Annotated in this window: 10 protein-coding genes; 4 read left to right on the top strand and 6 right to left on the bottom strand. The window is 32.0% G+C overall.

Features of this window, described 5'->3' with window-relative positions; genetic code table 11:
* Both A8975_RS14355 and A8975_RS14350 read right to left on the bottom strand, forming a co-directional pair.
* Nucleotides 1-3051 (bottom strand): SprB repeat-containing protein (locus A8975_RS14355; protein WP_134201391.1); only part of this gene is annotated, 3051 nt, incomplete at its 3' end.
* Nucleotides 3052-3098: 47 nt separating this feature from the next.
* Entirely contained in the window at nt 3099-3602 is a 504-nt protein-coding gene (locus tag A8975_RS14350; RefSeq protein WP_134201389.1) for a hypothetical protein, read from the bottom strand.
* A gap of 357 nt (nt 3603-3959) precedes the next feature.
* On the opposite strand from A8975_RS14350, the gene A8975_RS14345 reads away from it, so the two are divergent.
* From A8975_RS14345 to A8975_RS14330, 4 genes are all read left to right on the top strand, one after another.
* The gene (locus A8975_RS14345) at nt 3960-4448 is read left to right on the top strand and encodes a SixA phosphatase family protein (RefSeq protein WP_134201387.1); all 489 of its coding nucleotides are present in this window, start codon (nt 3960-3962) and stop codon (nt 4446-4448) included.
* A 137-nt stretch (nt 4449-4585) separates the two neighbouring features.
* On the top strand, nt 4586-6640 hold the full coding sequence (gene ppk1 / locus A8975_RS14340) for a polyphosphate kinase 1 (protein ID WP_134201385.1): 2055 nt from the start codon (nt 4586-4588) through the stop codon (nt 6638-6640).
* Nucleotides 6640-7551, top strand: a complete 912-nt coding sequence (locus A8975_RS14335) for a Ppx/GppA phosphatase family protein (protein WP_134201383.1) — start codon at nt 6640-6642, stop codon at nt 7549-7551. The genes ppk1 and A8975_RS14335 overlap by 1 nt, the downstream gene beginning before the upstream one ends.
* 93 nt (nt 7552-7644) lie before the next feature.
* Entirely contained in the window at nt 7645-8193 is a 549-nt protein-coding gene (locus A8975_RS14330; protein WP_134201381.1) for a porin family protein, read from the top strand.
* 61 nt (nt 8194-8254) lie between these two features.
* Here A8975_RS14330 and A8975_RS14325 read toward each other — a convergent pair whose 3' ends face one another.
* The 4 genes from A8975_RS14325 to A8975_RS14310 are packed head-to-tail and all read right to left on the bottom strand — an operon-like array spanning nt 8255 to nt 12302.
* Nucleotides 8255-9376 carry a T9SS type A sorting domain-containing protein gene (locus A8975_RS14325; RefSeq protein WP_134201379.1) on the bottom strand — a complete coding sequence of 374 codons (1122 nt, stop codon included), beginning with the start codon at nt 9374-9376 and terminating at the stop codon, nt 8255-8257.
* 38 nt (nt 9377-9414) lie between these two features.
* Nucleotides 9415-9996: a tRNA-(ms[2]io[6]A)-hydroxylase gene (locus A8975_RS14320; protein WP_131506550.1), complete on the bottom strand. Its 582-nt coding sequence runs from the start codon at nt 9994-9996 to the stop codon at nt 9415-9417.
* A gap of 2 nt (nt 9997-9998) precedes the next feature.
* The gene (locus tag A8975_RS14315; RefSeq protein ID WP_134201377.1) at nt 9999-10562 is read right to left on the bottom strand and encodes a hypothetical protein; all 564 of its coding nucleotides are present in this window, start codon (nt 10560-10562) and stop codon (nt 9999-10001) included.
* A gap of 3 nt (nt 10563-10565) precedes the next feature.
* Nucleotides 10566-12302, bottom strand: coding sequence for a DNA polymerase III subunit gamma/tau (locus A8975_RS14310; RefSeq protein WP_134201375.1), 1737 nt, complete (start codon nt 12300-12302; stop codon nt 10566-10568).
* Nucleotides 12303-12326 lie beyond the last annotated feature (24 nt).

Below are 12326 nucleotides of genomic sequence, written 5' to 3'. Positions count from 1 at the left end.
AGCAGTTGCGTTACCAGTTTGAGAAGGATCTATGCTGTCACCACACTCTACATTAGCAGTAGCAGGAACAGTAAGCACAGGATCAGTAGTATCAATTACGTTTATGATTTGATCTTGCGATACATCGTTACCACAATCGTCAGTAGCAGTCCAAGTTCTAGTAATAGTTTGAGTATTACCACAAGTACCAGCTGCAACACTATCAGAATAAGTTACGGTTACCGATCCACAAGAATCAGTAGCAGTTGCGTTACCAGTTTGAGAAGGATCTATGCTGTCACCACACTCTACATTAGCAGTAGCAGGAACAGTAAGCACAGGATCAGTAGTATCATTGATGTCTATAACTTGAACATCAGTTGCTTGTTGACCACAAATATCTGTAATAGTATAAGTTCTACTAACTTTTATTGGGCAAGAGCCTGTTGCAACATCTATATAAGTGATAGAGTCAACATTGTCTTCAGTAAAAGTTCCACCTTCAGCTAAGAATTGAGCTTCAGTTATAGTTGCAGTACTAGAACTAAAAGGTAAAGCAGTAAGATTACCATTTTGAATATCACTTGTAGAACAACCTTCAACAACTATATCGTCTGGAGCTGAAATGGTTGGAGCTGTAGTATCTATTAAATTTACATTAAAAGTAGCAGTAGCTGAACAGTTAGAGTTTTCATCACTAACAATTACAGTATAAGTTCCATTATCTAAATTGGTTAAGTCTTGTGAGTCAGTATCAGGGTCTTCAGATCCGTTGTTGTCCCAATCATAAGTATAGTTTCCGGTTCCACCACTAACAGAAATATTAATACTTCCGTCATTACTATCGCTACATGAGCTATGAACTAACTCTTCTAATGTTATTGAAATAGCATTGTATACTGTAACAGTTAAAGGAGTTCTTTCACTGTTTACACACATTTCATTAGGACCTTCAGAAACGTAGTAGGTAAATGTACCTGCTACACTTGTATCTGGTATTAATGACGTTTGACCTACAGTATTAGGATTATTATCTGGGTAAAATAATAATATATAATTAGGGTCAGTAGTTTGAGCTGTAAGTGGAGTAGCTGTTTCATTTAAACAATATACTTCATCATTAGCCGAAGGCGTTGTTGTTACACTGCTAGTTGCAATTGTAAATATATAATGACAACTTGGGTCTCCTGGAGGAATAGCATAGTAAGTTGTAGTTCCTAATGTTGCAGGGAACGGATTTGTACTAGTATATTCAGTTGTTGAACCAGTTACAGGGTAAGAATCATAAAATCTAGATCCAGGAGGAAATTCAGCTTCAATTTCAGAAACAGGTATTGAATTTCCTTCAAAACTACAATAGAAGAAATCTCTTTCTACTGTAACACCTGTACAATTATCGTTAATATAATCTTGAGCGTCAATATTAATTTCAATTGGATCAGTATTTGGTTCTCCTTGACAATTTCCTTCTTGTTGATAACCTTGTATTAAAGGAAGAGAATAATCTGTTCCTGAAATCATACCTGTACCACTAATATAACCACCAAGAATTACAATTTTTGGCTCACAATTGGCATTTACAAGTACCGAACAGTCTTCGGTTGCCTTGAGTTTAAAAGATAAATCAGCTAATAAGAGATCGATGTCAGCAGGGAATAAAGGTAAAAAGTTGATATCCCAAACAATAGAACCAGTAGCCCCTTCATTTGGATCATAATACGGAGTTCCTGCTGCAAATGCTGGTAAATAAGCGTTGTGTACAATACTTCCAGGTATAAATTCTGATGTAAAAGGAATCGGTATTACCAATCTTGCATCAAGAATAGGCTCTGTACCTTTATTTTTAATTTCAACTTTATATTCAATTTCATCTCCTGGTAATACTTGCATACCTGGAGTTGGAGCACTTCCGTTAATTGTAGTATTTGATAAAACTCCTTCAGATTCAGGAATATAAGCATCAACAGACATGGCCATACTAAAAATGATATAAGTATCTTGTGTTGATCCGTATCTAAATTTAGTTGATGTTTGGCTGTTATCAATTAAAGATTTATCAGAGTTGTCTAAATCAAACATGCTAATATCCAAACCAGTATTGTTTACTAAGTTCGGATTTCTTGCATTACCTCCTGTTTGTATAGAGGAGTTAAAAAAGTTACTAGTACTATTACCAGAGTGACTTAAATCTACCCAATCATTATTATTTGGGTTAGGGTTATTAACTTCATCGGCTTCAATAATTTCAAAATAATCGCCAGAAATACCTCTATCACCTTCACCAGCCATTAAACCTAATTTAATATTTACTGGACCAGATTGAACAGCATTAAATCCTGATACAGGTAGCTCATAATTTGTTGTAGTGTTTCCTTGAACGTAAGCATAACCATCAAAAACAGTTACATCTCTCCAGTTCATTTTTGAGTTTTCATAAACTACAATCATTCCCCAACCACCATAATATCCTGTGCTACCTCCATTACCTTCAGAAACAGCTATATCAGCAACAAAGTATTCACCAAGTCCGTTAGATCTAACTTGGTCAGTTACTTCTATATAACCAGCATACATACCATTATTTCCAGGATACCTAATATCATTTTGGTTAGCTACAAGTGTTTGGTAACTAGAGTCGTTAGGTCCTTTTAGCTTAATTGTACGTTTTTGTAAATTAGTTAAATCATCATCATCACCTCTACCAGTCCAATACAAACCTGCATAAATAATATTGGAACAGTCTGGGTTAGCACCATTTTCTGTTGAAAAGGTTAACGTTGCAGAAGATGAGTTTTCAGTAGAAGAGTCGTTATCAACGTCAACGAACTCCATAGTTCTGTTACTATTATTATAGTTAACATTGTATGAGTCTAACGTTAAGTTTGAATTTCCTATAAGGGTAAAATCACCTTTTACGTTATAAATAACTTTACTTGGCGTGTATTGCGATGTACGTTGCGTAAAAGGCACTTGTACTTGAGCAAATGACGAACCTACAATAGCAAAAATAAGCATTAGCATGCTTAAAGCTTTTTTATTGAAGATAACAGGTTTTATAGTATAGTTTTTCATTTTTGCCTGAGTTTTATTCTTTGTAATTTGATAATAGCGTTATATCATTAAATAGGAATATTAATACCTAAAAAAGTTGGAGGGTATTTAATATCTTCTCTTTTTTTAATCATTCTTATTATTTGTGGTTGAGAAGCTTCAACTTCACAACTTATATATATGCACTCTAGGTTAGGAAAAACAGAAAATGCATCGTAGTCAATAGTTTTACTTAGGTCATTTTGGTTAAGCACTTTTATAACAAGAACTTTGACCATGTTAGATGGCTTTCTGCTAATTGTATTCAAAGAAGCAACATCAACAACTACACGTTCTGTATTTAGCATAATTGGTTTTGACTCATTATTCGATAAGTAAGCAGTTTCAACTTTTTTATACACTAACTTTTTAAGCATTTGTGCATCGTTGTCAGGTAAGCCTTTTGATCTGGTATTAGATTGGACATCATTGTTAAACAACTTTACGTCATTTTCCTGAGCTGAAATTTTAGTAGAAATAATTGTGCACAAAGTGAACAATGCTATTACCAAAGGATTAATTTTAATATTCATAATTTCTTTAATTAGATTTTTCTAAATTTATATTTGAGCTGCTATAATAAAATTAGAGCATCCCAAAGTGTGCAAATATTATTGCATATATTAACTTAAATAGTCATTCCAATTACATTGAATACTAGTTAAAATTCTTAAATTATGTTTAGAGGGAAGTGTATCGCAAAATATTGCGGTACGAATGGATTGATTAATATGTTTTTGATTTGGGGTCATTTACATTAATTTTACAAGAGCAAATCAACTTAATAAAAAGATGTTGCACAAAAATAAATGTTAAAGGGACGAAAATAATCGTTAAAACGGAATTATGCAACACTTTATCGAAAAAAAATGCATTTAGTCGATATTTAAATGAAACAGATATTATTTATAAGACACGCAAAATCGTCGTGGGAGTACGATGTAAGCGACATTGATAGACCGTTGAACTCTAGAGGTTTAAATGATGCTAATTTGATGTCAAAACACTTTAAAAGCTATAAAATACGACCAGAAATGGTCTTTTCAAGCCCTGCAAATAGGGCCTTAACAACGTGTAAGATATTTCTTAAAACTCTAAATATTGATGAAAATAGGCTGGCTATAGACAGTAATTTATATGATTTTGGTGGTCAAATGGTTATGGATTTTATAAAATCAATTGATGACACCCATAGTTGTATTATGGTATTTGGACATAATCATGCATTTACTACATTGGTAAATGAACTTGGAGATCAATTTATTGGCAACTTGCCAACTTGTGGATTAGCAAAAATTGATTTTGATACTGACCAATGGTTAAAAATTAATAAAGGACATACTGATATGTTGCTATTTCCCAAGGAATTAAAATCATAAAATAAGTATTTTATACCAATTCATTTGGATGAGAAATATTTATAAATCTTTAAATAGGTTTACAATTTATTAAATCTACCAACAGCGCTTATATTTTCTAAATAGAATATATTTGTGCTTAACTAAATAGAAACTTAATGACCAAAGATAAAAACAGTTACATTAATAGAGAATTAAGCTGGTTACAATTTAATGCTAGAGTTCTACAAGAAGCAGCAGACAAATCAGTTCCTTTAATAGAACGACTTCGTTTTTTAGGAATTTTCTCTAATAATCTAGATGAGTTTTTTAAAGTAAGATATGCAACTGTTAAGCGAATTGACGAGGCAGGAAAAGCAGGTAAGAGTGAGTTAGGAGGTATTAAGGCTAGTGAGTTATTAGAAAAAATTACACAAGTTGTTATTAAACAGCAAAGTGAAAGTTTAGGAATACTTAATGATATTCAAAAAAACCTTGAAGATGAAGGTATTTATATCATTAATGAGTCACAAATTGACGATTCTCAACACGATTTTATTAAGAATTATTTTATCCAAAATGTTAGTCCAGCACTAGTAACAATAATACTCAATGACCTAGTAGATTTACCTATTTTAAAAGATAGTGCAGCCTATTTAGCTGTAAGAATGAATCTTGAAAATAATGAAAAGCAATTTGCCTTAATTGAAATACCAAGATCAATGGATAGGTTTGTTGTTTTACCCAAAAAGGATAATAAAGACTATATCATAATATTAGATGATTTACTAAGGTATTGTTTAAATGATATATTTAACATATTCGATTATAAAAGTATTACAGCTCACATGATTAAAATCACTAGGGATGGTGAATTAGATTTTGACAGTGATTTAAGTAAAAGTTTTATTGAGAAAATTTCTGATAGTGTTAAGCATAGACAAGTAGGAGAACCTGTTAGGTTTGTTTATGATAAAACCATTGACAAGGAAACCTTAGGGTATTTAATGGCTAAAATGGGTATCGATTCAAATGATAGTGTTATACCTGGAGGTCGTTACCATAATAGGAGAGACTACATGGGGTTCCCTAGTTTAGGCAGAACAGATTTGTTGTATGACAAGATAAAAGCATTGCCAGTAAAAGGTTTAAGTTTAGAGAAAAGTATTTTTAATACAATTGCAAAAAAAGACTATTTGCTTTACACGCCTTATCATACTTTTTCTTATGTGGTTAAGTTTCTTAGAGAAGCAGCTTTAGATCCAAAAGTAAAAACTATAAAAATTACTATATATAGATTAGCTCAAATATCCCACGTTGCAAGTTCATTAATTAATGCAGCCAAAAATGGAAAAAAAGTAACCGTTTCAATTGAATTACAAGCACGATTTGATGAGCAAGCTAATATTGATTATGCTGAGCAAATGCAAGATGAAGGTGTTAACCTTTTGTTTGGTGTTTCTGGTTTAAAAGTGCATAGTAAAATGTGTGTGATTGAACGTGAAGAAGGTACAAAACTAAAGCGTTACGGATTTATAAGTACTGGGAACTTTAACGAGTCAACAGCTAAAATTTATACCGATTTTACACTCTTTACTTGCAACCAAAAAATATTAAAAGACCTTAATAAGGTGTTTAATTTCTTTGAGATAAATTATAGAATCTATCGCTATAAACATATTATAACATCACCACATTATACCAAAGCTAAACTCTTTAAACTCATTGACAAGGAAATAGAAAATGTAAAACAAGGTAAACCTGCTTACATAAAGCTAAAGCTCAATAGTATTTCTAGCTATGCAATGGTTGATAAACTTTATGAAGCGAGTAGAGCAGGAGTAAAAATTCAAATGATTGTGAGAGGCTTGTGTTGCTTAATTCCTGGAGTAGAAGGTATGAGTGAGAATATTGATGTTATTAGTATCATCGATAAATTTTTAGAGCATACTAGGTTGTATATATTCTGTAATGATAATGACGAAAAAGTGTATATCTCTTCAGCAGATTGGATGACACGTAATATTGAAAATAGAGTAGAAGTAACCTGTCCAATTTATGATGAAGATATCAAGCAAGAACTATTAGATATTTTTGATATTTGTTGGAGTGATAATGTAAAATCTCGTATTTTGAACAAAAATCAAAATAATAGATATAAGCGTAATAATCTACCAAAAGTTAGAACCCAATTCGCTACTTATGATTATTATTTAAAAAAGTTAGAAAGTTAATGTTAACCATAAAAAAATACGCTGCAATTGATATAGGTTCAAATGCGGTTCGTTTATTAATCTCAAATATTATAGAACAAAAAGGAAAGTCGACTAGGTTTAAAAAAAACTCATTAGTTCGTGTTCCTATCCGTTTGGGAGCAGATGTTTTTGTAAAAGGAAAAATATCTAAAGAAAACGAACAACGTATGTTGGACACCATGACTGCCTTTAAGCTGATAATGAAATCGCATAAAGTGGTTAGCTATAAAGCTTGTGCTACTTCTGCGATGCGAGAAGCTTCAAACGGAAAAGAAATATCAAAACTCATTTCTGAAAAAGCTAAAATTGACATAGATATTATTGATGGAGAAGAGGAAGCAGCTATAATTGCAGCTACTGATCTTGATAGCTATATAGACCCTAGTAAAACCTATTTGTATGTTGATGTTGGTGGTGGTAGTACAGAGTTTTCTGTAATTTATAATGGAGAAAAAATTGTTTCTAAGTCCTTTAAAATAGGTACAGTACGATTACTTAATGATATTGTTACCAATGAAACATGGAATGAGTTAGAATTATGGATTAAGGAACAAACCAAGAGCTATGATAAAATAGATTTAATAGGCTCAGGAGGTAACATCAATAAAATTTTCAAGATTTCAGGAAAAGCACTTGGTAAACCTTTAACTTACTTTTATTTAACTAGTTACTACAATAAATTACAAACTTATTCTTACGAAGAACGAATTACAGAGCTAGACTTAAATCAAGATAGAGCTGACGTAATTATTCCTGCAACACGCATTTATTTATCAGCTATGAAATGGAGTGGAGCCAAAGATATTTATGTTCCTAAAATTGGACTTTCCGACGGAATAATAAAAAGTATGTACTATAAAACTGTAAGTAGCATTAAATTAGAAAAATAAGCATTTCGTCTTAATTTTCTTGTTACATATCTAATAATTAAGGGTAATTCATAATTTTCATTTTATATTCGACGTCTCAAATCATTATAAATTATGAAGACATTAATTACTACTTTAGTTCTTGCGTTATGCACCACCATAGGATTTTCTCAAAGCAATAGTTCTCAATCTGTTAGTTACGGAGTAAGAGCAGGTTTGACTATTTCTAATATGGACTATAAAGATGGTCCTATCAATGAAAATCAACACAGAAACGGTTTCTTGTTTGGCGTTTATGCCGAAATTCCATTAGCTGCTAGCCTTAGTGTAGCACCAGAAATTCAGTTTTCACCTGAAGGTGCAAATCATGAAGATTTTGCTAACGACTATATTAATGTTCCTGTGCTTTTAAAGTATAAACTGTTTGATGATGCTGTTGCATTTGGTGTTGGTCCACAAGTAGGCGTAAAAGTACACAAGGATAATGACGGATTTAAAAACTTTGTGTTTTCTGGAGTAGGAATTATAGAGTTTAAACTTTCAGGAGATTTTTATGTAGACGCACGTTATAACTACGGTTTCTCAAATGTTTTTGATGAAGAGTTAGTTCCTGAGGCAACTACAGGTGTAATCCAAATAGGACTAAACTACAAGGTATTTTAAGCTATTAATTCAAAATATAAAAAAAGCTCTAGTGATTTTACTAGAGCTTTTTTTTTGTGCTTTATAATTTAATAAATTTTAGTGTTTTTGAATTATGCAGCTTGTCTGAAATGGTGATAAAATAAATACCAGATGGTAAATGATTAACATTTATTTCAGCATCTAATAAGTTTTGTGATGTAATAGTTTTACCTTGTATTGAATACATAGTAAAGAATAACTCACTTTCATTATTTAAGTTATAAAAACTTAGGTTTTCATTAACAGGATTTTCTTTTAAACGTATTGAGTTTACTATTTCATTTTCAGTATAAGATAGTGTTTGTCTGCCATAAACAGCAACACTGTTATTGGTAATGTTGTTTATAATTAGTGTTTGATTATTTCCTGTGCCAGTAATTTCATAATTGACAGTTTCAAAGTTGCCTCCAATATCATAAGATGGTAATACCAAAGCATAAGAACTTTCAAAGTTATTTTCATCTGGACTTGAACATATACCTAAAGTTTCGGTATAATAAAGAATATCAAACGTACTGTTTGGAGAATGACTAAATTCTCCCGAAAAACTATTACAAGCCAATTCGCCTTCAAATTCAAAACCATTAGTTGTTGGACCTTGAGTGTTATCAAAATTAAGTGTAGGCGTAGCGCTTTCTGGTATTTCTACAGAGGTTGAATTTACTTCTAATGAATGGAGAAACCAATTACCAAATAAATCTGTTGGCATTTGTTGTCTGCTAAAAGTTAAATAATCTCCATTAGCTTTTGTTAGAGTCAATACAGCGTCGTTTCCACTTCCTGTTATGGACCAAGATAATTCATTAGGATAAGATTCTCCGTTTAAAAGAATACCTAAATAATAGCCCTCAAATTCCCCTTCATATTCTTCGCTAGGGAAACAATCAGCTAAACCTACATCAGCCGAAAAAATAGTTATATCACTTGAAGTAACTTCATATTCACCAGAGAAAATTGGATTACATGAAGACATTGCACTGAAATTAAAATTTGAATTATTTGTGTCTTCAGTTAAGTTTAAAGTAACATAACTATAAATATTAGCAATGGTATTACTGTTACGATTAATATTGTACAAATACCATTCGCCTAAAAGGTCTTCATTTTGGGCATTTGCAGATACACAAAAAAGAAAGGTAAAAAATAAGTAGAGATGTTTCATGGAGATGTTGTATTTAGATAGTAATCTAAAATACAAAATTAACCATGTATAGTTTCGTTCTTACTTAAATTTTTCATCAAATCTGCTTCGTAATCAAGTAGTTGTTGCCACTTTTGGTCAACTTCTTTTCGCTCACCATATTGTCTTGCAAAACCTAAAAACATGGTGTAGTGGTTTGCTTCGCTTACCATAAGTTTTCGGTAAAACTCTGCTAATTCTTTATCTTCCAATTCTTCAGAAAGTAGCCTAAAACGTTCGCAACTTCTAGCTTCTATTAAAGCTGCATAAAGTAATCTATGTACTAATTGTGTAGTTCTGCTTCCCCCTTTAGGGAAGAACTTAACAAGGTCAATAACATACTCGTCTTTTCGGTCTCTACCAAGTGTCCAACCTCGTTCAAGAATTTTATCGTGTACCATTTTAAAATGGCTTATTTCTTCTTTCACCAAAGCTATCATTTCCTGAACCAAATCGGTATACTCAGGAAAACTCACTATTAATGAAATTGCTGTACTTGCCGCTTTTTGCTCACAGTACGCATGATCAGTAAGAATTTCTTCTATATTTTTTTCAACAATGTTTACCCAACGTGGATCTGTAGGTAGTTTTAGTCCTAGCATATCTATATGTGTTCGTCTCTTAAAAATGTATTGTACTTACCAAATTTATCAATAGACATTTGGTATAGTTTACGAGCTTTGTTTTTTGGGTTGATGAATGAAATTTCTAAATTAACCGTATCATCATTAGATGATTCTTGATTAACCCAAACATGCTCCAATGTTGCGTTATCCCAAAAAGAATTAATAGTTGATTGATGCTTGAAAATCTCAGCATTTATAGTGGTTTCAAGTATTTTTTCAGACTTATTAAAAACTACAATTTCTGACTCAAAAACTCTGTGGTATTCAATTTTATTTCTGTTCTCTTGGCTTGATGTAGTTATAATAACGTTGTTATCCATGAGTGAGTAGTTTTTTATCTTAATTTGAAATGTGTTAGATAAAATTGTATCAGTAGCTACTTCAGTATATTGCTTAGGATAATAAGTTATAATGTCAAGATTGGAATCTTTTAATTTGAATTTTGATACAGACTCTTCCAACGACTCCTTATGACTTTTTCTGCCATCACAACTAGAAAAAGCAACGCATAATAGGACAGCAAATAGATAATAATATTTCATGGTTTATAGGTCTAAGCCAAAGGTGGTCTTCAGCAATTCTATATTAGGGTTTTTTTCTTTAAGCTTTTCAAATTTATCTTTTGCAGTAAATACATACTGTTTTGCCACTTCTTCATTTACTGAAATCTCAAGCTTTAAATCGTAGTTTTTTAGAGTTCTGCGCATGTATTCCATTAAAGGATATTGCGCTTTTTCTAACTCTAGTTTTAATGTTTCATTAGGGAATTCTAATTCAATGCTGGTTTCATTTAATTTAGGCGTGTCCATTTCTAGTATGGAAGCCATAATCTTTTCGCCTTTGGTATGAAGTGTTTTGATATAATCGTTCCAAACCGAAATGAATTCTTCTTCGGTAAATGCTTCTCTTGGTAAATCATTTTCGTCAATAACAACTTCCATTTGACGAATTTGATGTTCTTTTTTAGCGCGTATACTTTTAAGCGATAAGCCAGAAGTTGTAGTTGCATCACGTTTTAAAGCAATTTTTGGCTTTGGAGGCTCGTAGGTTGTAACCGCTTCTTCTTTAACGCTAGTAACAGGTTCTTCTTGTTTTGGCTGTTGTTGTGGCTCAGGAATTGTTGCTTGTTGATTAGGTTTTTCCTTTTGAACAGGAATAGGAGTAATGCCTTTAGCTTTAAAATAAGAAGCAGGTATTATGAACCGACTGCTATTTTTTTTTTCTCCATCAAAAGTGATAGAGGCCAATTGCATTAAACAAAGTTCAACAAGTAAACGTTGGTTTTTACTGTTTTTATACTTTAAATCACAGTCGTTGGCTAACTCAATGCCTTTTAGCAGAAACTCTTGCGACGCTCTTTTAGATTGGTCCATATACTTTTGGGTAGTGTCTTCACCAACCTCAAGTAAACTTAAAGTTTCTGGATTTTTACAAACTAGTAAATCTCTAAAATGAGAAGCTAAACCAGCAATGTAATGATGACCATCAAAACCTTTGGCAAGAGTAGCATTAAATTGAATTAACAATTCAGGTATATTATTGTCTAGTATTAAGTTGGTACTTTCAAAGTACGTTTCATAATCTAGTACGTTTAAGTTTTCAGTAACAGCTTGTCTGGTTAGATTTTTACCAGAAAAACTTACTACTCGATCAAAAATAGATAAGGCATCACGCATTGCTCCATCAGCTTTTTGAGCAATAATATGTAATGCATCATCTTCAGCACTTATACCTTGTTCTTCAGCGATGTACTTTAAGTAGTCTTTAGCATCTCTAACACTAATTCGCTTAAAATCAAAAATTTGACAACGCGAAAGTATAGTAGGTATTATTTTGTGTTTTTCAGTAGTTGCTAGTATAAAGATACAGTGTTTTGGTGGCTCTTCTAGTGTTTTAAGAAACGCATTAAATGCCGCTTGAGATAACATGTGTACCTCATCAATAATATATACTTTATATTTTCCTACTTGTGGAGGTATACGAACCTGGTCGGTAAGATTTCTAATATCATCAACCGAGTTGTTTGAAGCTGCATCTAGTTCAAAAATATTAAATGCAAAGTCTTCTTCTTCAGTTTCAGTACCATCACTATTAATCATCTTAGCTAAAATACGAGCACATGTGGTTTTGCCAACACCTCTAGGTCCTGTAAATAACAAGGCTTGCGCTAAGTGATTGTTTTCAATGGCATTAAGTAAAGTGTTTGTAATAGCAGACTGTCCTACAACATCCTTAAAGGTTTGTGGTCTATATTTTCGTGCTGATACTACAAAGTGTTCCATTGAAAAAACTTAGAATAACAAAGT

Origin of the sequence: Meridianimaribacter flavus (assembly GCF_004366715.1) — a bacterium.
GTDB lineage: Bacteria > Bacteroidota > Bacteroidia > Flavobacteriales > Flavobacteriaceae > Gaetbulibacter_B > Gaetbulibacter_B jejuensis.
The sequence above is the reverse complement of the archived record's forward strand: the minus strand, read 5'-3'. Positions and strand labels throughout refer to the sequence as shown.

Bases quoted from the DNA above. Each gene is read 5' to 3' on its own strand.
- A8975_RS14345 (WP_134201387.1), top strand. From the start codon at position 3,960: ATGAAACAGATATTATTTATAAGACACGCAAAATCGTCGTGGGAGTAC.
- A8975_RS14325 (WP_134201379.1), bottom strand. From the start codon at position 9,376: ATGAAACATCTCTACTTATTTTTTACCTTTCTTTTTTGTGTATCTGCA.
- A8975_RS14310 (WP_134201375.1), bottom strand. From the start codon at position 12,302: ATGGAACACTTTGTAGTATCAGCACGAAAATATAGACCACAAACCTTT.
- ppk1 (WP_134201385.1), top strand. From the start codon at position 4,586: ATGACCAAAGATAAAAACAGTTACATTAATAGAGAATTAAGCTGGTTA.
- A8975_RS14330 (WP_134201381.1), top strand. From the start codon at position 7,645: ATGAAGACATTAATTACTACTTTAGTTCTTGCGTTATGCACCACCATA.
- A8975_RS14320 (WP_131506550.1), bottom strand. From the start codon at position 9,996: ATGCTAGGACTAAAACTACCTACAGATCCACGTTGGGTAAACATTGTT.
- A8975_RS14350 (WP_134201389.1), bottom strand. From the start codon at position 3,602: ATGAATATTAAAATTAATCCTTTGGTAATAGCATTGTTCACTTTGTGC.
- A8975_RS14315 (WP_134201377.1), bottom strand. From the start codon at position 10,562: ATGAAATATTATTATCTATTTGCTGTCCTATTATGCGTTGCTTTTTCT.
- A8975_RS14335 (WP_134201383.1), top strand. From the start codon at position 6,640: ATGTTAACCATAAAAAAATACGCTGCAATTGATATAGGTTCAAATGCG.